Raw genomic sequence first — 20,074 nt, 5'->3', positions numbered from 1 at the left:
ATAAAACACGGCTTGCAGAGTGACAACCAGAGCGGTCATCGTGTCAGCAAAACTGCTGTCGACAACAGACTAAAAAAACTTTTAGTCGGGCACTCTATTCATCGCCCTTGATCTGATACTAGGCTTATTTTATGACAGGGTCAATCGCTAATTGGAAATAATTGCACGCAGCTCCATCCGCATGGACAGAGCTGAAACGCAAGCAAAAATAGACTGGATTTATTCGTCTGCCTCAGGTGTGAGGCGAGGCAGAACTTTCTTCGGTGGTGGCGCAAAGCCATCTATAACAGCAGTATCAACACCAATCCCACTTGGCTTGCGGCGCTTGCCAATATTTTTGCGCTCGCGCTCGCGCACTTTCACTTTTTCTGTTATCTTTTTTGCCCCGCCTGCAGTTGTACCTTTCTTTTTATCCTGTTTCCCATCCGCTGCTTTCTTTTTCGCACCATAGGCCTTGCCAGATTTCTTGAGCTTGTCTGGCCCTTTATAACTGGCCTCAAGCCCCGGGATCTGGATTGTCTGCAGGGAAACTTTCAAATAGCGCTCAATACTTTTCGTCAGGTTCCACTCGGAAGCCGAGACAAAACTCACTGCCCTGCCTGGCTGGTCAGCACGGCCTGTGCGTCCGACACGGTGCAGATACTCATCCCCGGAATGGGCCATTTCCAGGTTAATCACCAGATCCACACCATCAATATCGAGGCCGCGGGCCGCCACGTCAGTAGCCACCAGAACGCGGGTTTTGCCTTGGCGGAACGCTTCCAGCACACGCTTGCGATCATCCTGGGTAATGTCGCCATGCAGTGCGGTAGAACGCAACTGGTTGTAACGCAGAATATTATCCAGTTGCGACGCACGCACCTTGGTGTTCACAAAGACAATCGCTTTTTGGTATTCCGCCCGGTTTAACAAGGCGACCGCCAGCCTCTCCTTGTGTTTGTCGTCATCGGCCAGCACCATCTGTTGCTCAATCTGGTTGGAGCTGTCCTCAATATAAATTTCTTCCGCTTCACCCGTGATGACCTGTTTAATCAGGTGACGCAGCCCTTTTTGCTCCAGGGTGGCAGAGAAGAGCAATGTCTGGCGGGCAGCATCACAGCTCTCAACAATTTTGAGTACATCCTCGCTTAAGCCCATATCGAGCATGCGATCTGCCTCGTCGAGTACCAAAAACTCAAGGCCGGAAAAATCCGTGGACTTGTGCGCGACATGCTCGGCAAGACGACCGGGTGTTGCCACCACAATTTCCGGGTTCTTGCGCAGCAGTGCCTTTTGATACCGGAGTTCTTCCCCCCCACAGATACTGCCCACCTTGATGGAGGTAAAACGCAGCAAGCTCTGGGCATTTTTGACAATCTGCCGGGCCAGTTCACGGGTTGGAGTGAGGATTAACAAGCGTGTGCTGCGTGGATTAACCGCTGACTGGGCCAGTATCTGCTGCAGGCAAGGCAACAAAAATGCCGCTGTTTTCCCACTGCCCGTCTTTGAACTGACCAGGAGGTTTTTACCCTCCAGCGCGCGCGGGATAGCAGCCTGTTGTACCTCGGTAGGCTGCTCATACCCCTGCTCAGCAATGGCCTTACGCAATTGGGTATCGGCAATCAGATCGTCAAAGGCAGACATAAGGCATCCTCGGCTGGGCAGAGATTGGGAACAGAGATAGCAAAAAGGGAGGCGCAATCTACGCAGATACGCGGCCATAAGCAACACACCTGTGCAATCAGGCCTGTGAAATACACGGCCAGCGCGCGTAAAATGCGCGCCCCAGGCTATCTACCCAAGGGTAAATCTCCATGAGAATCATGCTGGCCCCAATGGAGGGCGTTGTTGAACACCATGTACGCGACATACTGACCCGCCTTGGCGGGCTGGATGGCTGTGTGACCGAGTTTATCCGCGTCACCGACCAAAAGCTGCCCTATAAGGTGTTCTACAAATATGCCCAGGAGCTGGAAAACCATTGCCAAACCCCCAATGGAACCCCGGTCAAGGTACAGTTGCTCGGCAGCAAACCTGAGCCCATGGCCCTTAATGCGCAGGAGCTGGTGCGCTATGGCGCCAAAGCCATAGACCTGAATTTCGGTTGTCCGGCCAAAACCGTCAACTCCCACGAAGGTGGCGCCTGCCTGTTACGCACCCCGGACAGGGTGTACAGCATTATCAAAGCCGTACGCGACGCTGTCCCGCGCGCTATTCCCGTATCCGCCAAAATCCGCCTGGGCTTTGAGGATCGCACGTCCTACATGGAAAACGCCCAGGCAGTCGAAGCCGCTGGCGCCGATGAGCTCACAGTCCATGCGCGCTCCAAAGCGGATGGCTACAAGCCGCCTGCCTATTGGCATTACATCGCCGATATCAAGGCTGCCTTGAAAATCCCGGTTATCGCCAACGGTGAAATCTGGTCTGTGGAGGATTACCTGCGCTGCCGCGAGCAATCCCAGTGCGCGGATGTGATGCTCGGCCGGGGCCTGCTCTCCTGCCCTGATCTGGCACGGCAGATCAAAGCCTATTTGGCGGGGGAGGAATACCGTCCGTTAACTTGGGGCGAGGTCTGCCAAATCCTGTTTGATTATTACCGGCTGACGACACCGCTTTATGAAACCCGCAATTGCGGCAATCGTGTGAAACAGTGGCTGATGTATCTCAGCCGCCAATACCCTGAAGCGAACGTCTTTTTTGAGGCCGTGAAACGTAAAACGACGCCAGCCGATATAGAGGCCTGCTTTATCCAGGCTATGGATGTGGCCGCTGCGGCATAAGCATTCCCTAGTCCAGCAGGTGGGCAAGTTCATCCACCTGCTGCTCAACAGCACTGACCGGCTCCAGGATATGCTCCAGATCAATATCCAGGCGCAGCGCCAATGCGATGGGAAATACCGGCGGCAACTGGCTCTCACCGGCATAGGCGACACGATACAGCGCCAGGTGGATCAATCCCGCCACTCGCGAGAATGAGCGTGCCGCTAAAGGATCATTCTGTTGTTCAATTGCCTGGGCCATGGCTTCAGGAAAATTCCAGCGACGCGCCAGGGCAGCTCCCAATTCAGCATAGGTAAACCCCAGCACCTCGCACTCGCGCCCAAATTCCAACGGTGCATGTCGGGCCTGTTTGGCAAGCAACGCCCCCTTACCTGGCAGGATAATCTGTACCAGCAACTCACCTATGTTATGGATCAGGCCACAGGTGAAAGCTGTATCGACGTTATCACGGGAGTAAACCGCCAGGGTCTTGCAAGCCGCCGCAACAGAAAAGCTGAGTTTCCAAAAGCCACGTAAATCAAAGGATGCTGGCGGACGAAAAGCACCTGTCACCCCGGCAGCCAACACCAGTGTTCGCACGGCATTAAACCCCAGGAAAAACACTGCATCACGCACCGAAAACAGGTTGCGATTACCACCATAAAAAGGGGAATTGGCAACGCGCAGCAGCTTGGCGGTTAGTACCTGGTCTGCCGAGATCCGCTCGACAATCTCCTCCGTATTTACCTGATCATCGTCAAACTTTTCAATCAACTCACGCACCACCTCGGGAATACTGGGTAACTTTTGGGCGTGATCAAGCAGGGTCTGGAGCTCCACGTTAGCCTCACTTATAAAAAGTTGGTTAATGGCCTCTTCTTTGGGTATAGCAGATGATTCTGACGACGCAAAAAATACCAGAGGAAACGCTGATAACCTATGACAAGCGACACAAAACCCCGATCGCAAACGCAAAAAGGCCTGCACACCTGGCAGGCCTTTTATCGTCACGCAAAGCAACTCTTTGATTTTATTATCTTTACCTGATTATCAGGTCACCCCTCCCTATGTACCACAACAGCCACAAACCGTCATTGGCAGCTGCTGGCCTGTTTTCGCATCCTGATTCGTCCATTGGCCATTCCAGCTAAAGAATGATGATGAATTAGTACACACGGACGGGCACTGCTGTTTCGCTTGGGATTGGCTATTGATCAGCGCCGACGCTTGCACATCCACACATTGCTTCGAACCCGCCACGATATCATCGAAGATATGGCTCAAACTGCCAGACGTAGTGTTCTTGCCCGACGCGGGTGTTGAGGTACCTGTGTAGTTATGACAACCAAAGCAGTTGGATACAAAGGCACTTGGATTATTGCTAATAACCACATCCTGATAATCTGTTTCCATCACCGAATTTGCCAGGCGCAGGGAACCGCGCTGGTTGCCCATAATGGAACTCTGGGTAGGATCACTCAGCCACAGCGCCCCCAGGTTAAAGTAATTGCGCAATACCGCAAATTCGTTGGTTAGATAGGGCTGCACATTCGCATTCAATGTAGTGATATCGCCCAGGTTTTCTTCGTATTTCAGATCCCCTGGCGCTGAGCCATAAGGATACTCACGACAAATCTCCGTCGGTGTTCCGGTGAGCGATGACTGCGCAAAAGGATTATTGAAACGGCATTGCACTATCCCCAGGGGATCCTTATTTTTCAGATCCGTTGTACAGGTCTCACTGGTGAATGACCAACCTGTGGTCGATGAAGGATTGACGCAATCTGGCACATTTACATTGTGTTCAAAAGTCGCCCACACGAACTCCGGGTGATCCGGGGTTGCAATGGCGATATGGAAACCAATCATCCCCAACGTAACCGCCTTGTTATCCGAGCCGATTTGGGTATCAATCGTGATATAGCGAGACTTGTCATCCTTTGGCCCCAACACCTTCCAGGCAGCTTTTAATTCTGTTGTCCCCCCCGGAAAGTTTTGCTGTGTTTTTATACTGTTGATATCGCACATATTTTTGCTGAAGCGCACATCGTAATACACGACATTGCCATTTTGATCGTAAATCGTTGCCCCACCACCCGCTTGGCCAATCCGCTCGGGAATCAAAAAAGCCGTACCACCATCCTCCGGTTTCATGGTACGGACAAAAAATGTCTTTTCACCATGTTTATCGTCACAGGAGTTGGCAGGAGAGCCATTCGCCTGAATCTCCAACTCAAAAAACTGGGTGGTATCTTCATAATTTCGAACACCTGCCGCATCTTTCGATGACGCCATCAAATAGGCAAATGCCTGCCAGGAGAATTGATAAAAATCGCAAAAGTTGGATGTTCCATCCGCCCCACTCTGCTTCACTTCCGTGGGCATACTGGGATTCGTAAACCAGGTCGAATCAGCGGTACAATTAAATGCCGGGGTCTGTAATTTATCTGTTTTGGCATATTTTTCATTGGCTGCATAGCTATTGCTCACCCCAAGTCCATAGGCACACATCAAGGCCATACCCAGGAGTAAGCCTGCTTTTCCTTTGAATTTATTGTTCATAATGTTCACCATTATCCTCTAACACGGAAAATAACCGAACCGATGCAAAAACATCAGCACAGATGTGTCGCTAACTCTGACCACAAAAGTGTAGTAAAGGAACAATAAGGGGTTATTACAGGATATTACGCAATAATTTCCAGAAATTAATAACTGAAAAAGAATACCAATTCACCATGAAAAACCTCTGCTGGAGGAACACATGGACAAAAATAAAAATCCATATTTTTACACCGCACAAAGAGGATGGCGTAATAATCAACTGATAAACACGAAGCATTGACATTATCGCAACAAGGCGCGATATATTTATGGATTATCAGATTTTTTCAGCGCATTTTCCCTAATCCAACTAGACTTGCTGATTAGCTACCAATAATTTCACACACGCTGAATCTCAAACGCAGCACCAGGTCACCATCCGATACACCAAACTTCACATGGAGTATGAAGTATGTTTGGATTTAACTCTCACAAAACAGCCCAACGCATTCAGATAGAACACCTGCCTATGAATACCCAGCTATGGGAACTTGAATCCATCAAGCGCTACGTCGCTTGTATTGAATTCACACCGGATGGGGTAATCACCGACGTTAACGATGTATTTCTGGATATTGTTGGCGGCCAACGCAACCAATTGATCAACAACCACCATCGGACGCTGTGCTATCCAGAAACCACACAGTCCACAGAATATAAAAACTTCTGGCACGATCTTGCAGCAGGAGTACACAAAGAGGGATTGTTCCTCAGAAGAGGGTTTCATGGAAAAGCCATATGGCTGGAGGCCTCTTACTTTCCCATTAAAGATCCACTGGGCAGCGTCATCAAAATCCTTAAAATCGCCAAGGACATCACCTTAGCCAAACAATCCCTGGATGATACTACAGCGATTATCAATGCTCTCAATCGCTCATTAGCTGTCATCGAATTCTCGCCGGAAGGTATCGTACTCAACACCAATGAGAATTTTTTGCAGGTCATGAAATACCGATTGGATGATATCAAGGGACAACATCATAAAATGTTCTGTCCCGATGCGTTCTATAAGGATAATCCCGATTTCTGGAAAAAACTCGCACGCGGGGAATTCTCCTCTGGCCGCTTCGAACGCAGGGATAAATATGGAAAGCAGGTGTGGCTGGAGGCTACCTACAACCCGATTTTTGATGGCAATGGAAAGGTCATTAAAGTCATTAAGTTTGCGTCAGATATCACCTCACGCATCGAAATAGCCCAGGCTGCCCGCGACGTTGCTGCCGCCACATCCGAACAAGCGGCGCAAATCACCTCGGCCGCCAAAAAGGCCATGGATGAAGCCATGCACAGCTCGGAAGCCATTTCGGAACAAGTCAAGGAGGCCAGTATCCTGAGCCAGCAACTCAACAATCAGGGCATTAATATCACCCATATGGTCACTACCATTCGCTCCATCTCAGAGCAAACCAACCTGCTCGCACTTAATGCTGCTATTGAGGCTGCCCGTGCTGGTGAGTCTGGCAGAGGCTTCGCCGTGGTTGCCGATGAAGTCCGCTCCCTTGCAGCACGTACCGGCCAGGCAACCGTCAACATCACCGAAATTGTCACCCAAAACTCTGACCTTATCCGCAAGATTGGCTCACAAATGGAGCAAATCAAAAATTCCTCTACCAGCAGCCTGGAAGTCATGTCGGTAGTAACCTCGGGTATTGCTGAAGTGGAACGAGGTGTGAATCATCTGGCGGAAACCATCAATACGCTGATTTCCTGATTTGTATTCACCATATTCGCCAATATCGTGCAGCGATAATTCTGGATTGGCAGCCAACCAACGTGGCAGTTAAAATGGCGTCCCACTCCAACACCGCTTCACGAGAACCGGCACATGACCAAACCAGTAACGCCTGCACCCAAAAGTAAGCAGAAAAAAGAAGCTCGCGACCTCCGTGCTGACGCCTTAAAAATCGCTCGCAGTATCAAAATAGAAGGCCAAACCCCGGCCGAAACCAAAGCTATTGCTAATGGGATACAACGCGGCATGGAATTATTTTTACGGCAGCAAAGTGAAAAAGCGCGGGATTTGGATAAACGGGTAAAAAAGGTGAAAAAGCTGGAGAATGAATTAACCCAACCCAAAGCAGACGAGTTGGTGGAAATTTCAAGCATTCGATATTCATCACGCCTGCCGTGGATGTTATTGGTTATTTCCTGGGTGTTTTTTGTAGTGGCAGTAGCGGGAAAATTTTTATTGTAGTCAGAGGTTTTTTCTCGTTCCCTTTTAAATAACCCTCCCTAGTTAAATAGTTTCCCCTGGCAAAACCAGAAAACAAAAAGCCCGCGTATCTTTCAATACGCGGGCTTTTAATTTGGTGGAGCTATGCGGGATCGAACCGCAGACCTCTTGCATGCCATGCAAGCGCTCTCCCAGCTGAGCTATAGCCCCAAGTTCGTCGACGTGACGTCGTTGAGTGGCGCGCATTCTATGCAGGTGTGGGCGGGGTGTCAAGCAAAAAATTTGCCGAACACCCCGGATTTTTTGTCGATAAATCAAGCAGTTAATGATTAACCGCTGGTTCCTCGCCCTGCTCGCTGAGTTTGGCGAAGACTTTTTCCAGGTCCTTTTGTTTGTTTTTGCCGAAGCCCCCCAGGGCATTAATGGCGTGGCGGATACGGGCGCGGCTCATGTCCGGGCCGATGATCTGCATGGAATCCACGACCGGGAAGGAGGCGGTAGAGCCGGCGATGGCGACAAACACAGGGGCTATGGCATCTTTGATCTTGAGCCCCATTTGCTCTGCCAGGGTTTTCAGCTCTGCAAACAGTGTGTCGCGCTCCCAGGTGCGCAGGGCCTCCAGGCGCCAGAGGGCAAATTGCAGGAACTCTTTTTGCTGCTCTACCGGCAGTTTGTTGCTGGCGAAACTGGCTTCAGTGACAGGCATCATGCCGCTGACGAGGAAGCCGGCAAGCGGCGCGAAATCGCTCAGGGTGGTCATGCGCGATTGGGCGTGGGGCAAGGCCTGCAACAACATGTCTTTATTGAGCGCCCAATCGTGCAGGCGTTGCGCCAACTGCTCGATAGTGAAATTTTCGCGAATCCACAGGCTGTTGAGCCAGCTGAGTTTTTCCACATCGAAAATCGGCCCGCCCAGGGAGACGCGCAGCAGGTCGAAGTGCTCCTGCATTTCCACCAGGGTGAACTTCTCGCGCTCATCGGGCATTGACCAGCCCATGCGCCCCAGGTAGTTGAGCATGGCCTCGGGTAAATAACCCATGCGCTTGTAATACAGGATGCTGGTGGGGTTTTTGCGCTTGCTGAGTTTGGATTTATCCGGATTGCGCAGCAGTGGCAAATGGCAGAGTACCGGTGCCCGCCAGCCGAAGTATTCGTAGAGTTTCAAGTGCTTGGGGGCGGAGTTGATCCACTCCTCACCGCGAATCACATGGGTGATTTGCATCAGGTGGTCGTCCACCACGTTGGCCAAATGATAAGTGGGCATACCGTCGGCCTTCAGCAGCACTTGCATATCCACTTGCGACCATTCGATTTCAATCTTGCCGCGCAGCATATCGTCGATTTCGCACACGCCCTCTTCCGGGATTTTCATGCGGATCACATAGGGCTCGCCCGCATCCAGCCTGGACTGGACTTCGGCGGAGGTGAGTGTTAAGCCGCGACCGTCATACCTGGGCGTTTCGCCGCGCGCCTGTTGTTCGCGACGCATCTCATCCAGCTCTTCGGCAGTGGCAAAACAGTAAAACGCATGGCCTTTTTCCACCAGTTCCAGGGCGTATTTGCCGTAGATATCCATGCGTTCGCTTTGGCGATAGGGGCCGTGGGGGCCTCCCACATCCGGGCCTTCGTCCCACTCCAACCCCAACCAGCGCAGGCTGTCCAGAATCGCCTGCTCGGATTCGGGCGTACTGCGGGTTTGGTCGGTGTCCTCAATACGCAACAGGAATTTGCCGCCATGTTGACGGGCAAAACACAGGTTGAACAGCGCAATATAGGCGGTACCTACATGGGGGTCGCCCGTGGGCGATGGAGCGATACGGGTGCGGATTTCGGACATAAAACGGCCTTTGGTGCGAATCGATCAATGGAAAAAGGCGCGCATTATACGCCGAGCCGCGCGTAAATAACGAGGCGGCGCGGCCAGGAGCTCACCGTCTTAACGGACACTGGTGTAATTACCCAGCTCCATTGTTATACCCAGCCGCTCCATCGCCTGTTGCGGGTTAAACCCCGTCTTGTCGTATTCGGCTTTTACTTCAGCACGCGCGGCAGCAATTGACCGTTGGTCCTGCCATTCCACCAAGGTGGCAAGAGAGAAATGCCGCTCATCAATGGGCTGCTCTAATAAAAAATCCTGAATAAAACCCGGCTGGGTTTTGAGCAGTGAATGAATCGATTTAACCCGTGCCAGAAATTCTTCACGTGCGGTGTGCGGGACAATAAATTTATCCAGCCGATAAACACGTACAGAGTCGACACCTGATTGATTTGCCATAGATGTTCCTTGGTTGGTGATACCAACGCATGCTCAACACTACCGATTATTCCTGGCCCAAGGTGTCATCCCAAAAAGCCGCCTCTATTTTGTGTCCTTCCGGATCGCGCACAAAACAGCCGTAATAAGGCTCGCCATATTGCGGTCGCGGTCCGGGTGGGCCGTCGCAAACGGCACCGGCAGCTATAGCGGCATCGTAAAAGGCGTGAACCTGTTCTTTGTTATCAGCGATGAACCCCATGTGGAAGCCATTACCGACACTGGCGGATTTGCCATCGTGAGGAACCTGTACCCAAAACTCGGGAAACTGGCGTCCATAAGCAACGGCACCGGGATGTTCCAAAATAACGCTGGCATTGAGGCTGGGCATGACCGCATCGTAAAACGCGCGCGCCTTGTCGAAGTCATTGGTGCCAATAGACATGTGGGAAATAATACTGGGGGATGGGTTACTCATCTGTCCTTCTCCGGGGTTGTTAACCTGGCCTCCAGCCTAATCCTACCTGCTGACAACTTATGTCAGCAGGTTTTAGATGCCCGGATTAACGCTAAAGGTAACCACCTCCGGCCTTAAGGGACGGCATGATACGCAGTGTGACAGATTGGGAATCCTGTGCGAGCAGCTGCCCGATAACAGCGCCGGGGGCAAGGTACGCTTCATAGTAATCCACAGCAGCCCTGGCCATGGCTTGATATTCTGCCTCGGGCATGGATTGGGCCTGTTCAATCCGCAATAACAGCTCTGCCTCATCGCGGTATACCAGGCAATTCTTGCCATGTTCAAGTGCCGGAAATAACAACTCGGCATATTGCAAAATCGGTACGCTCCCCACCGCCAGGGCTTCGATAAGGTTATGCGACATGGGATAGCGCACACCGGGGCATGCTACAAAAAAACGCGCGCGCGCTACTGCCGATAACCAGCGCTCCGGTGCAATTTTACAGCGGCGGGTGTTGACCAGCACCAATCCATCAAAATAGGTCTGTAGCGCTGAATCCAGCACCTGCTGGTTCTCCGGTATCCAACACTGCCCTGCTTTTGTGTGCTGTTCCAACATTGCCAGCACCTGTGCACGACTGATTTTGCCGTAGACCTCTGCCATGCTGGCTTTGTTGTATTTTTGCCCGTGACCATCACCACCGAAAAATATTCCCCAGGCGCGGGGCTGTTTACGATAGGCATCCAGTTGCAAATCCTGTCGGTGTTTATAAATGGCCGGGAACATAGGAAATGGCATGGGAAATACCGACTCGCCCATCGAATAGCCGGGCGTGTAGTCCACCCGGATAGTTTGCTGGCAAAGTTGGCGCGGTTTCGGTGTGGGCCAGTCAGTCACACGGATATAGGGCCGGTCTATATCCTCCAGGCGCGCCACCACAGAGAAATCTTCCTGTTGGCAATAGCCCTTGAAGCGCACTGCCATATTGTGCAGGGCCAGATAATTTTCACGCAGTATCGGGTGATAACCGGCACGCACAAAATAGATAAAAAGATGGTAAAAGCGACGCCCCTGGGGCCCGTCGATACGAGTATCCGCAAAATCAAAAACAACTAGCGGCTTGTCAGCAGGAATGGCGCTTTTGGGCTGGGCCAGCCATTCGCGATAGCGACGATAGTGAAGGAAATTCAGTACACAGCGATAGCGTCGCCAGCGGCTATCCAGTTGATGGCCCCAACGGCTGATGTGAGTATAAGTTGCAGCCATATCATCCCCCGACATATCGCAATCGCCGTTCAGGCTAGGATATGCAGGTGTCAGGGGGATGACACGATGATGAAGGTTTTATGTCAATACACGTCACTACTCTTGCCGACCATGTCCCTGGTCAGTCACGGCGTTTTCAAGCCACATGGCATTGATAATACCAAACGCACAGGCCAGCAATACGCCGAGAATCCAGGTGAAATACCACATATGGAGGCTCCTTAGATAACGCCAATCATTAGCAACGTTGATGACTGTCAGCCTGAATGGCCTTTTCGTTAAGTCGACCGCGCATAGTTGCCAGAGGCAAGGCTGCGGGCAGTAAACCTCCATCACCCTATATACCCAGCCATTAAAAAAATATTCGAACACACTAATTTAGAAGTTGCTAATTTAAAAATAGCTAATACAATAAATAAGGACTATTCAGAGGCCAAAAACATGCCCAACCACAAGCCAAAATCCCTTGCTTTATCGGACCTGCAGCAACATGCCCAGGCAGCCACTGCGCTCCTCAAGGTATTGGCCAATGAAAATAGACTGATGATTCTTTGCACCCTGATGGGGGGGGAAATGTCGGTCGGTGAATTGAATACCGCGGTCCCGCTCAGCCAATCTGCCCTCTCCCAGCATTTGGCCAGCCTGCGCGAAGCGGGTTTGGTCAGCACACGCAAAGAGGCACAGACGGTGTATTACCGCCTGCAAGGCGATGAAGCCATCCGTGTTATTGCTGTGCTGCAATCTATCTATTGCCCACAAGATTAGTGTCTAGCGAGGTTACTCCATGAGCCACAAACGTATACACCCCATTGACCTGATGGCCAACAAAACTGCCGATATCTGCATTCTGGATGTTCGCACCACTGCCGAAGTGAACGCGGCCAGCCTGGCCGATTGCCTGCACATTCCGCTGCACGAATTAACGCCGGAGCGCCTGCGCCATGACATCGAAAAAAGCGGTAAAAACGGTAGTCGAGTGTATCTGTTGTGCCAGGGTGGCAAACGCGCCGAAATGGCAGCCGATCAATTAAAAGGCCAGATAAATGCCGAGCTGGTCATTATTGAAGGTGGCATCAACGCCGTGAAGCAATCGAATATCCCATTACGGGTTACCAGCAAAAAAACCATTTCCCTGGAGCGCCAGGTGCGTATCGCCGCCGGTGTGCTGATACTTATCGGTATGATCCTTGGCACCTGGTTTAACCCTGGCTTTTACGTACTTTCAGCCTTTGTGGGGGCAGGTCTGGTGTTTGCAGGCATAAGCGATATTTGTGCCATGGGCATGCTGATCGCCAAAGCACCCTGGAACCGCTAAGCGTCGCAGGCAAGTAGCATGTTGATTGCCATTGGTTTGTTAATCGGGCTGACACTTGGCCTGACTGGCGCGGGCGGATCAGTGTTTGCCGTGCCGCTGTTACTGTTGCTGTCCGACATGCCCATGGCTGATGCCACGGGAATCTCACTGGGTGCTGTAGCCGCAAGTACACTCTACGCCAGCCTGCGCAACCGTTTCTCACGCACCAGCCCTCCGGTGTTGTGGAAACCGGGGTTAATCCTGGCATTGAGCGGTGTTGTCACGGCACCACTCGGCCAGTGGCTGGGATTGCAACTCAACGAACGGTGGTTGATGGGCAGTTTTAGTCTGCTGGCACTGTTAATTGCCGTGCGCATGTGGATGAGTGCACAAAAAAATCCACAGGCAGCACAGGTCGTTCGCGCCGGTCATTTTATCGATATCCCCTGCCCCGACCATCTGTGCAATTTGAATCCCTCCGGTCAATTTGAATTGCGTCCACGCTGCGTAAACGGACTATTAATTGGCGGCCTGCTGGTCGGATTGTTATCGGGGTTATTCGGTGTTGGCGGCGGCTTTTTAGTTGTGCCCTTATTACTGGCGCTCAGCGCGGTGAGCATGGCCCAGGCGGTGAGCACATCACTATTGATTATTGCGCTGATTAGCAGCTCCGGTTTTATCAGCCATCTACTGCTAAGCGAAACCAAACACTGGAATTGGCTGTTACCAGTGACACTGGGCGGTGTGTTGGGAATGATTATCGGCCAGGGTATCAGCCACAAAATAGCCAATGCCCTGTTGCAAAAAATATTTGCGGCAGGGTTGTTGGTTGTCTCGGTGATGATGATTTTTCGCTAACGCTTGCTGCACTACACCTATGCAGTCCAGCAAGCTGGTTCAAGCAAAGTGCCAGGCTCTTTATTAAGATGAGGAATTTTTTATGATATTCCGTCAATTGTTCGAACAGGAATCGTCCACCTATACTTATCTGATCGCCTGCGATAAAACCCGTCAAGCAGCGCTGATTGATACGGTGAAATCCGAAGTACCCAAATACCTGCAACTGCTGCAGGAATTAAATCTCACACTGGTTTACGCACTGGACACCCACACCCACGCTGACCATATTACCGGTGCAGGCGCCCTGCGCGAAGCCACCGGCTGTACCACCCTGTTGGGTGAGCAGGCACACTCGGTTTGCGTCTCTCACGCCCTGGGCGATGGTGATGTCATAGCAATAGGTACTTTGGCACTCAAAGCCCTTTATACGCCCGGTCACACAGACGATTCCTATACATACCTGCTAGACGATGCCGGAGAAAGCTACGCGTTTACTGGTGACACCCTGCTGATTCGCGGTACCGGTCGCACCGATTTCCAGAATGGCAGTGCCACCGACCAGTATCACAGCTTGTTCAACAAGCTACTCACCCTGCCTGCTGGCACCTGGGTTTACCCGGGCCACGATTACAAGGGCTGGATGCGCAGTACAATCGGCGAGGAACAAGCCCACAATCCACGCCTGCAAGTGAAAGACATCCATGCCTACCTGGAGCTGATGAACAACCTGAAACTGCCCAACCCCAAACTCATGGATATAGCCGTACCCGCCAACCGCGCCTGTGGCGATACCGACTCCACCCCTTAAAGGACAAACATTGCCCATGACTCCCGGCCAGACATCCCCCATAACCACGCAGATAGGGGGATCAGTCCATATGGGCGATGTGCCGGGCGTATTACCAGTGCGCTGTGCCACAAAGAGCCAAATTTGTTAAGATGGCGCCTTTTGTTAAACCCTGAGAGCCAGTCACATGCTGATCGAAGCCCCGATTTCCCTTGGTGAATTAATCGACAAAATTACTATTCTTGAAATCAAAGCCGTACACATCGGCGATGAGGCCAAATTAAAAAACGTCACCCACGAACTGAATATCCTGAATGCCAGGGTTGACAAGCTGCTGGATGCAGCAGGCAAAGCCAAGCTGGAGCCACTTAAAGCATCACTCAAAGCCATCAACCAGGAACTTTGGGTGATTGAGGACGATATTCGCGACTGCGAGCGCACCAAGGATTTCAGCCAGAAATTTATCGACCTGGCACGCGCGGTTTATTTCACCAACGACAAACGTGCCGCTGTGAAAAAAGACATCAACCTGGCCTTCGGCTCAGAGCTGGTTGAAGAGAAATCCTACAAGGATTATCAATAGGCCGCGTCTTTATTCATTTCTGTTGAAGATATCACCCATGCGCATACTGCTCGTTAAAATGTCCTCCATGGGTGATATTTTTCACACATTCCCTGCACTCTCCGACCTCAAGCAACAACACCCTCATGTTGAAATTGATTGGGTCGTTGAGGAAGGTTTTAGCGAAATCGCTGCCTGGCACCCGGCAGTGACACGCGTGATTCCCATCCAGTTGCGACGCTGGATGAAACATAAAGGCTATGCAAGCTGGCAAGCCTTTAAAGCCTGGAAAAAAAACCTGCAATTGGAACATTACGATTGCGTGATCGATGCACAGGGCCTGCTAAAAAGTGGGCTTATCAGTCGTTGTGCCAACAGTCCTGTGATTCACGGTTACGATAAACACTCTGCGCGCGAAACCATTGCGCACTGGTTCTACACCAACAGCTATGCGGTCGATACCCGGCAGCATGCCGTAGAGCGGACTCGCCAGCTATTTGGTAAAGCTTTTGGCTATCAGCCAACGCCTTTATTAAATTTCGGAATCAAGCAGCAGTTTACCCATGTCGTTAAAAATTCACGCAAGTTGGTGTTTATCATCGGCACTAGCTGGGTGACAAAACTCTGGTCAACCAGCGAGTGGCAAGCGCTGGCGCAAATCGCCATAGCACAAGGTTATGCCGTTGAAATTATCTGGGGCAGCCCAAGCGAACAGGAAATTGCCCGGAAAATTATCGAACAATGCCCCCTGGCAACGCGCCCCGGTGAACGCATGAGTATTACCGCCATCGCCGAAAAACTGGTAGAAGCTACGGGTGTTATTGGCCTGGATACCGGCTTTTCCCATCTGGCCGGAGCACTGGAAACCCCTACAATTGCACTGTATGGCCCGACGTCACCAACCAAGGTAGGCCTGATTGGACCGCACACACTAAACCTGCAACTATCGCCCCCCCTGGACTGCATGCCCTGCCACAAACGCCAATGCCAATGGCTGCCGGAAAAATCGACAGACACTCCGGCCTGCATGAGCCAGATTAAAGCCGCACAAGCCTGGGCCAGCCTCCAGGAAAAAATGCGTGCGCATTCTTAAGATGTTTTAAGGAAATTTGCTATGCCCCTAATTGTTTCGCAAAACAAACAATTAACACCTGATTACCTGTCAGATACCACGACAAAACCGCATCAAAACCAATGGTTGGGCAGCTTTGTCATACTCAATGCCCTGGTTATTACCCTCATCAATGCCATAAGCACCAACTGGCCAGAAAGCCTTATCGGAAAAGCTTACCTGCTCAGTGGCTTTTTCCTGCACTTTTCCGTATTGAGTTTGTTGCTAAGCCTGCCACTGCTTGTCCTGGGATACTGGCCAAAAATACGGCCGCACCTGGCACCTTCGGCTATCATCCTTTTTACCTTGGCCCAATTAATTATCATCACCAATATCAAGGTATTCAGCCTGTACCATTTTCATTTGAATGGCATGGTGATCAACCTCCTGCTGGGAGGCGCCCTGTTTGAAAACCTTGCCTTCTCCGTGAGCATGTGGCTTTCGATTATCGGTGTACTTGCCACCGTTATTGCAGCTGAGTGGTTGTTATTGGTCATCAGCCGCAAACTCAGTTATCGCTGCCAATGGCGCAGCCGCCATTACTGGGGGCTATTCTTGTCCGCCTATATTGGCCTGCATCTATTGAATGGCTGCGCTGATGCATTTGGCTGGCAATCCATAACGGCGCAAAACCGCCTGATACCCTGGATGCCCACAACCACCATGCGCTCATCATTGGCAAAAATGGGCTTTGACGTTGTCTCCACAACAGCAAACAAAGATTTTTCCTCAGCCAAAGGCAGCTTGAATTATCCCAAAGAACCGCTGGTGTGCCATTCGCAGGAGCCATACAACCTGCTGGTTCTGGTGGTGGACTCTTTACGGGCCGACCAATTAACGCCTGAAATCATGCCCAACACTTATGCGTTAAAATCGCAGGGCATTTCTTTTGAAAATCACTACAGCAGCAGCAATGCCACACGTTATGGCTTGTTTACATTGCTCTACGGGTTATCGGCCAGCTACTGGAAACCCGTGTTGGCAGCCGAGCGAGGCAGTGTTCTTTTTGATATAACGCTGGATAATCACTATCAGCATTTTATTTACGGCAGCAGCACCCTCACTTTCCCTGAATTTGATCGTACTATTTTCGTTCGTGTCCGCGATCAATTACAGCAGGGCAAAGGAAAAACCAGTGCCGAAAGCGATCAAAATATTAGCGAGCGCCTGAAAGCAGATCTGCGTAACCTTCCAGATGGAAAACCGTTTTTTGGCTTCCTGTTTTACGATGCCCCCCATGGCTTTTCATTGCCCAAACACTATCCCCATCGCTTTGAACCCATGCTGGAACAGGTCAACTACCTGAGCCTTAACAAAGATACCGACCCAACCCCTTTCTTCAATCTTTATAAAACAACAGCGCACTTTGTCGACAATCAAATCAAAGGCTTAATGGATGAACTCAGCACCCGAAAACTGCTGGATAAAACCATTGTGGTTATTACCAGTGATCACGGCCAGGAGTTTAATGAAACAGGTCAAAACTTCTGGGGTCACAATAGCAACTTCAGCCTATGGCAAACCAAGGTGCCCATGCTGCTGCTCTGGCCAGGTCGCGCGCCCATGCAAACGGACACCTTTAGCACCCATGAAGACCTGGTACCTACCCTGCTGGCCGAGGGCTTTGGCTGTACAACCCCCATCAATAGCTACTCCAACGGCTATTCATTATTTGATTTACCAACGGAACCGCGCGGCCTGTTAATGGAAAGCTGGACGGATCGAGCCATCCTCTATGAAAACCACCTTTACTTGATCAACCCCCTGGGAGATATTGACCCGGTTGACCAAAATTACGCCCCTATGGATGACCTGGAGTTACCACCTGGCATTTTGGCTGATAACATTGAGCAAATGTCGCGCTTCCTTAAGGCCAAATAAACGCATATTTACAAGCGGATACCCCATGAAACCACAGCATATTGGTGTCGTCATTACCACCTACAACCAGCCCAAATGGCTTAGGAAAGTGCTTTTTGGCTACGAAGCACAACGCGACCATCACTTTACCGTGATAGTTGCTGACGATGGTTCCGGTCAACCGACGCGAGAGGTTATCGAATTTTTCCAGGCGCGCGGCATACTGCGCCTGCAACATATATGGCATGAAGATAAGGGTTTCCAAAAGTGCCAGATTCTCAACAAAGCCATTGCACAAACAGAATGTGATTACCTGATTTTCACCGATGGCGATTGTATTCCCGAACCGGACTTTGTAGAGATCCACCGCAACCTGGCGCGTCCCAGACAATTTTTATCTGGTGGTTACATCAAGCTCACTACGCCTGTTTCTGAAGCGATTAGCGAAGCCGATATTGCCAGTGGGGTTATTTTTGATACCCGGTGGCTTAAACAGGCAGGCCAACCCGCCAGCCATAAATTGTGGAAGCTGATCAAAAACAAATTGATCAAAGCCGTACTCAACGCTGTCACACCAACCAAGGCTACCTGGAATGGGATGAACTCCTCAACCTGGACCGCCGACATTAAAGCCTGCAACGGCTTTAATGAGGATATGCAATACGGCGGCCTGGATCGCGAATTGGGCGAGCGCCTGCAGAATTATGGCCTCAAAGGAAAACAGGTGCGCTACAGCGTCAACTGCCTCCACCTGGATCACCCCAGGGCTTACGACAACCCCGAAACCTGGAAGAAAAATTACGCCATCCGCAATGAGGTAAAACGCACCGGACGCTACTGGGCGACAAACGGGATAGTGAAACAATCCATTACAACGCCATAACCCCCTGACACGATGGAACACGCTACATGACCGATAACCTGATTATTTACCAGGATGGCCTGCTCTCCTATTCAGAGACCTTTATCAAGCAACAGGCTGTTGGTCTAAAACGTTGGAAGCCGACCTTGGTGGGGCACAAATACCAGCGCCGCAGCCTGGATTTTTCCATGCTGCCCTCGCAACTGCTCATTCCGGAAAACACGTTCTTCGCACGTAAATGGTTGTATCTTTTCCGTCGCTGGCGTAACCAGGCAGACCCCCTGGGGGTCAAGCAATTACAACAACTCGCGCCCCGGTTATTGCACGTTCACTTTGGAACATCCGCTGTCGATATATGGCCCTATGCCAAAGCTATGGGCCTGCCTATGCTGGTAACACTGCACGGATTTGATATCAGCATTCATCGCGCATGGTGGGAGGCGGGAAAACGCGGATCGCGCAAGCGCACCTACCCCGCACAACTGCTGGCGATGGCGCAGGACCCGCAAGTACACTTTCTCGCCGTGTCCAAAGCCATACGTCAACGTGCCATCAACTTTGGAATCGCACCGGAAAAAATTACGATTAGCTACATCGGTGTAGATGCCGATGCCTTTACGCCCGGCACCACACCGCTTCTCCAGCGATCCAATCGCATACTTTACGTAGGCCGGCTGGTAGAGAAAAAAGGCGCTAATTATTTGTTGGAAGCGTTTCAGCAAGTCAAACAGCAGGTACATGATGCGGAGCTGATTATCGTTGGCAAGGGCCCAATGGAAGAGCGTCTCAAGCAGCGTATTGCCGAACTCAAACTTGAAGGCGTGACCTTTACCGGCGCCTTATCCAATCAGCAAGTCAAGGCACAAATAGATGCCGCCAAGGTGTTCTGCCTCCCCAGTATCACCGCTGTTTCAGGGGATGCAGAGGGTTTACCTATTTCTATTCTGGAGGCACAAGCCAGCGGGATTTTTGTTGTCACCTCATCCAGTGGAGGGGTTGGCGACAACCTGATCGACCAGGAAACCTGCTTTACCTTCCCGGAAAAAGACCAGGATAAATTAGCAGCCATACTGACCGAGCTTCTCACGCACACCGATAAACATACAGGGATTATCGACAGCCAGCGCGCTCTAATCCAACGCACATTCCGCCTTGATAATTGTTGTGCACAATTGGAAAACCTATACAACCGGTATGCAGCCGCAGCGCCAATTATCGCCAATAAAACTCATGATCACTCCTGATCCGTTTTCTGTAACAA

At 51.1% G+C, this 20,074-nt stretch carries 20 protein-coding genes, 1 tRNA gene and 1 pseudogene; 13 read left to right on the top strand and 9 right to left on the bottom strand.

The genetic code is table 11. The annotated features are described in order from the left end of the window. Nucleotides 1–219 precede the first annotated feature (219 nt). Nucleotides 220–1,623, bottom strand: a complete 1,404-nt coding sequence (locus CJA_RS06795; RefSeq protein WP_041551227.1) for a DEAD/DEAH box helicase — start codon at nucleotides 1,621–1,623, stop codon at nucleotides 220–222. Between the two features lie 170 nt (nucleotides 1,624–1,793). On the opposite strand from CJA_RS06795, the gene CJA_RS06790 reads away from it, so the two are divergent. Continuing rightward, nucleotides 1,794–2,759 (top strand): tRNA dihydrouridine synthase, encoded by a 966-nt coding sequence (locus CJA_RS06790; RefSeq protein WP_012487020.1) that lies wholly within the window; start codon nucleotides 1,794–1,796, stop codon nucleotides 2,757–2,759. Nucleotides 2,760–2,766: 7 nt separating this feature from the next. On the opposite strand, the gene CJA_RS06785 is transcribed toward CJA_RS06790, so the two are convergent. Then, on the bottom strand, nucleotides 2,767–3,579 hold the full coding sequence (locus CJA_RS06785; protein ID WP_049765417.1) for an HDOD domain-containing protein: 813 nt from the start codon (nucleotides 3,577–3,579) through the stop codon (nucleotides 2,767–2,769). 225 nt (nucleotides 3,580–3,804) lie between these two features. After that, nucleotides 3,805–5,301: a mannan-binding lectin gene (locus CJA_RS06780; protein WP_012487018.1), complete on the bottom strand. Its 1,497-nt coding sequence runs from the start codon at nucleotides 5,299–5,301 to the stop codon at nucleotides 3,805–3,807. 454 nt (nucleotides 5,302–5,755) lie between these two features. Between CJA_RS06780 and CJA_RS20000 the strand changes: the two are divergent. The 3 genes and pseudogenes from CJA_RS20000 to CJA_RS06770 form a co-directional block, all read left to right on the top strand. Next, nucleotides 5,756–6,535: pseudogene (locus tag CJA_RS20000) on the top strand (PAS domain-containing protein); the annotation flags it as partial. A 78-nt stretch (nucleotides 6,536–6,613) separates the two neighbouring features. Beyond that, nucleotides 6,614–7,054, top strand: a complete 441-nt coding sequence (locus CJA_RS19995) for a methyl-accepting chemotaxis protein (RefSeq protein ID WP_392397697.1) — start codon at nucleotides 6,614–6,616, stop codon at nucleotides 7,052–7,054. 114 nt (nucleotides 7,055–7,168) lie between these two features. Further along, the gene (locus tag CJA_RS06770; RefSeq protein ID WP_012487015.1) at nucleotides 7,169–7,537 is read left to right on the top strand and encodes a DUF2956 domain-containing protein; all 369 of its coding nucleotides are present in this window, start codon (nucleotides 7,169–7,171) and stop codon (nucleotides 7,535–7,537) included. Between the two features lie 113 nt (nucleotides 7,538–7,650). On the opposite strand, the gene CJA_RS06765 is transcribed toward CJA_RS06770, so the two are convergent. The 6 genes from CJA_RS06765 to cydX all read right to left on the bottom strand — a co-directional run bounded on the left by CJA_RS06765 (nucleotide 7,651) and on the right by cydX (nucleotide 11,707). Then, nucleotides 7,651–7,726 (bottom strand) — tRNA-Ala (locus CJA_RS06765). Nucleotides 7,727–7,838: 112 nt separating this feature from the next. Next, entirely contained in the window at nucleotides 7,839–9,353 is a 1,515-nt protein-coding gene (gltX, locus tag CJA_RS06760; protein ID WP_012487014.1) for a glutamate--tRNA ligase, read from the bottom strand. Between the two features lie 99 nt (nucleotides 9,354–9,452). After that, nucleotides 9,453–9,791 carry an antibiotic biosynthesis monooxygenase family protein gene (locus CJA_RS06755; RefSeq protein ID WP_012487013.1) on the bottom strand — a complete coding sequence of 113 codons (339 nt, stop codon included), beginning with the start codon at nucleotides 9,789–9,791 and terminating at the stop codon, nucleotides 9,453–9,455. A gap of 46 nt (nucleotides 9,792–9,837) precedes the next feature. After that, nucleotides 9,838–10,248 (bottom strand): VOC family protein, encoded by a 411-nt coding sequence (locus CJA_RS06750; RefSeq protein WP_012487012.1) that lies wholly within the window; start codon nucleotides 10,246–10,248, stop codon nucleotides 9,838–9,840. 91 nt (nucleotides 10,249–10,339) lie between these two features. Then, nucleotides 10,340–11,497 carry a glycosyltransferase gene (locus tag CJA_RS06745; RefSeq protein WP_012487011.1) on the bottom strand — a complete coding sequence of 386 codons (1,158 nt, stop codon included), beginning with the start codon at nucleotides 11,495–11,497 and terminating at the stop codon, nucleotides 10,340–10,342. A 96-nt stretch (nucleotides 11,498–11,593) separates the two neighbouring features. Continuing rightward, nucleotides 11,594–11,707, bottom strand: coding sequence for a cytochrome bd-I oxidase subunit CydX (cydX, locus tag CJA_RS19010; protein ID WP_012487010.1), 114 nt, complete (start codon nucleotides 11,705–11,707; stop codon nucleotides 11,594–11,596). A 231-nt stretch (nucleotides 11,708–11,938) separates the two neighbouring features. On the opposite strand from cydX, the gene CJA_RS06740 reads away from it, so the two are divergent. The 9 genes from CJA_RS06740 to CJA_RS06700 all read left to right on the top strand — a co-directional run bounded on the left by CJA_RS06740 (nucleotide 11,939) and on the right by CJA_RS06700 (nucleotide 20,057). Next, nucleotides 11,939–12,262, top strand: coding sequence for an ArsR/SmtB family transcription factor (locus CJA_RS06740; protein WP_049765415.1), 324 nt, complete (start codon nucleotides 11,939–11,941; stop codon nucleotides 12,260–12,262). 19 nt (nucleotides 12,263–12,281) lie between these two features. Then, nucleotides 12,282–12,812, top strand: coding sequence for a rhodanese-like domain-containing protein (locus tag CJA_RS06735; protein WP_012487008.1), 531 nt, complete (start codon nucleotides 12,282–12,284; stop codon nucleotides 12,810–12,812). 18 nt (nucleotides 12,813–12,830) lie between these two features. Beyond that, a complete protein-coding gene (locus CJA_RS06730; RefSeq protein WP_012487007.1) occupies nucleotides 12,831–13,649 on the top strand; it encodes a sulfite exporter TauE/SafE family protein in 819 nt (272 codons plus the stop codon). 82 nt (nucleotides 13,650–13,731) lie between these two features. Next, nucleotides 13,732–14,439 (top strand): MBL fold metallo-hydrolase, encoded by a 708-nt coding sequence (locus tag CJA_RS06725; RefSeq protein WP_012487006.1) that lies wholly within the window; start codon nucleotides 13,732–13,734, stop codon nucleotides 14,437–14,439. A gap of 166 nt (nucleotides 14,440–14,605) precedes the next feature. Beyond that, nucleotides 14,606–15,001 carry a DUF6165 family protein gene (locus tag CJA_RS06720; RefSeq protein WP_012487005.1) on the top strand — a complete coding sequence of 132 codons (396 nt, stop codon included), beginning with the start codon at nucleotides 14,606–14,608 and terminating at the stop codon, nucleotides 14,999–15,001. Between the two features lie 37 nt (nucleotides 15,002–15,038). Next, nucleotides 15,039–16,073, top strand: a complete 1,035-nt coding sequence (gene waaC, locus CJA_RS06715) for a lipopolysaccharide heptosyltransferase I (RefSeq protein ID WP_041551223.1) — start codon at nucleotides 15,039–15,041, stop codon at nucleotides 16,071–16,073. Nucleotides 16,074–16,094: 21 nt separating this feature from the next. Next, nucleotides 16,095–17,972 (top strand): sulfatase-like hydrolase/transferase, encoded by a 1,878-nt coding sequence (locus tag CJA_RS06710; protein WP_012487003.1) that lies wholly within the window; start codon nucleotides 16,095–16,097, stop codon nucleotides 17,970–17,972. A gap of 25 nt (nucleotides 17,973–17,997) precedes the next feature. Beyond that, a complete protein-coding gene (locus CJA_RS06705; protein WP_041551221.1) occupies nucleotides 17,998–18,834 on the top strand; it encodes a glycosyltransferase family 2 protein in 837 nt (278 codons plus the stop codon). Nucleotides 18,835–18,860: 26 nt separating this feature from the next. Next, the gene (locus CJA_RS06700; RefSeq protein ID WP_012487001.1) at nucleotides 18,861–20,057 is read left to right on the top strand and encodes a glycosyltransferase; all 1,197 of its coding nucleotides are present in this window, start codon (nucleotides 18,861–18,863) and stop codon (nucleotides 20,055–20,057) included. Nucleotides 20,058–20,074: the final 17 nt, after the last annotated feature.

The sequence above is a fragment of the Cellvibrio japonicus Ueda107 genome (assembly GCF_000019225.1).
Taxonomy (GTDB): Bacteria; Pseudomonadota; Gammaproteobacteria; order Pseudomonadales; family Cellvibrionaceae; genus Cellvibrio; species Cellvibrio japonicus.
The sequence above is the reverse complement of the archived record's forward strand: the minus strand, read 5'-3'. Positions and strand labels throughout refer to the sequence as shown.

Excerpts from the sequence above, each read along its gene's own strand:
- CJA_RS06795 (WP_041551227.1), bottom strand. The coding sequence starts at position 1,623 with ATGTCTGCCTTTGACGATCTGATTGCCGATACCCAATTGCGTAAGGCC.
- CJA_RS06790 (WP_012487020.1), top strand. The coding sequence starts at position 1,794 with ATGAGAATCATGCTGGCCCCAATGGAGGGCGTTGTTGAACACCATGTA.
- CJA_RS06780 (WP_012487018.1), bottom strand. The coding sequence starts at position 5,301 with ATGAACAATAAATTCAAAGGAAAAGCAGGCTTACTCCTGGGTATGGCC.
- CJA_RS19995 (WP_392397697.1), top strand. The coding sequence starts at position 6,614 with ATGGATGAAGCCATGCACAGCTCGGAAGCCATTTCGGAACAAGTCAAG.
- CJA_RS06770 (WP_012487015.1), top strand. The coding sequence starts at position 7,169 with ATGACCAAACCAGTAACGCCTGCACCCAAAAGTAAGCAGAAAAAAGAA.
- gltX (WP_012487014.1), bottom strand. The coding sequence starts at position 9,353 with ATGTCCGAAATCCGCACCCGTATCGCTCCATCGCCCACGGGCGACCCC.
- CJA_RS06755 (WP_012487013.1), bottom strand. The coding sequence starts at position 9,791 with ATGGCAAATCAATCAGGTGTCGACTCTGTACGTGTTTATCGGCTGGAT.
- CJA_RS06750 (WP_012487012.1), bottom strand. The coding sequence starts at position 10,248 with ATGAGTAACCCATCCCCCAGTATTATTTCCCACATGTCTATTGGCACC.
- CJA_RS06745 (WP_012487011.1), bottom strand. The coding sequence starts at position 11,497 with ATGGCTGCAACTTATACTCACATCAGCCGTTGGGGCCATCAACTGGAT.
- cydX (WP_012487010.1), bottom strand. The coding sequence starts at position 11,707 with ATGTGGTATTTCACCTGGATTCTCGGCGTATTGCTGGCCTGTGCGTTT.
- CJA_RS06740 (WP_049765415.1), top strand. The coding sequence starts at position 11,939 with ATGCCCAACCACAAGCCAAAATCCCTTGCTTTATCGGACCTGCAGCAA.
- CJA_RS06735 (WP_012487008.1), top strand. The coding sequence starts at position 12,282 with ATGAGCCACAAACGTATACACCCCATTGACCTGATGGCCAACAAAACT.
- CJA_RS06730 (WP_012487007.1), top strand. The coding sequence starts at position 12,831 with ATGTTGATTGCCATTGGTTTGTTAATCGGGCTGACACTTGGCCTGACT.
- CJA_RS06725 (WP_012487006.1), top strand. The coding sequence starts at position 13,732 with ATGATATTCCGTCAATTGTTCGAACAGGAATCGTCCACCTATACTTAT.
- CJA_RS06720 (WP_012487005.1), top strand. The coding sequence starts at position 14,606 with ATGCTGATCGAAGCCCCGATTTCCCTTGGTGAATTAATCGACAAAATT.
- waaC (WP_041551223.1), top strand. The coding sequence starts at position 15,039 with ATGCGCATACTGCTCGTTAAAATGTCCTCCATGGGTGATATTTTTCAC.
- CJA_RS06710 (WP_012487003.1), top strand. The coding sequence starts at position 16,095 with ATGCCCCTAATTGTTTCGCAAAACAAACAATTAACACCTGATTACCTG.
- CJA_RS06705 (WP_041551221.1), top strand. The coding sequence starts at position 17,998 with ATGAAACCACAGCATATTGGTGTCGTCATTACCACCTACAACCAGCCC.
- CJA_RS06700 (WP_012487001.1), top strand. The coding sequence starts at position 18,861 with ATGACCGATAACCTGATTATTTACCAGGATGGCCTGCTCTCCTATTCA.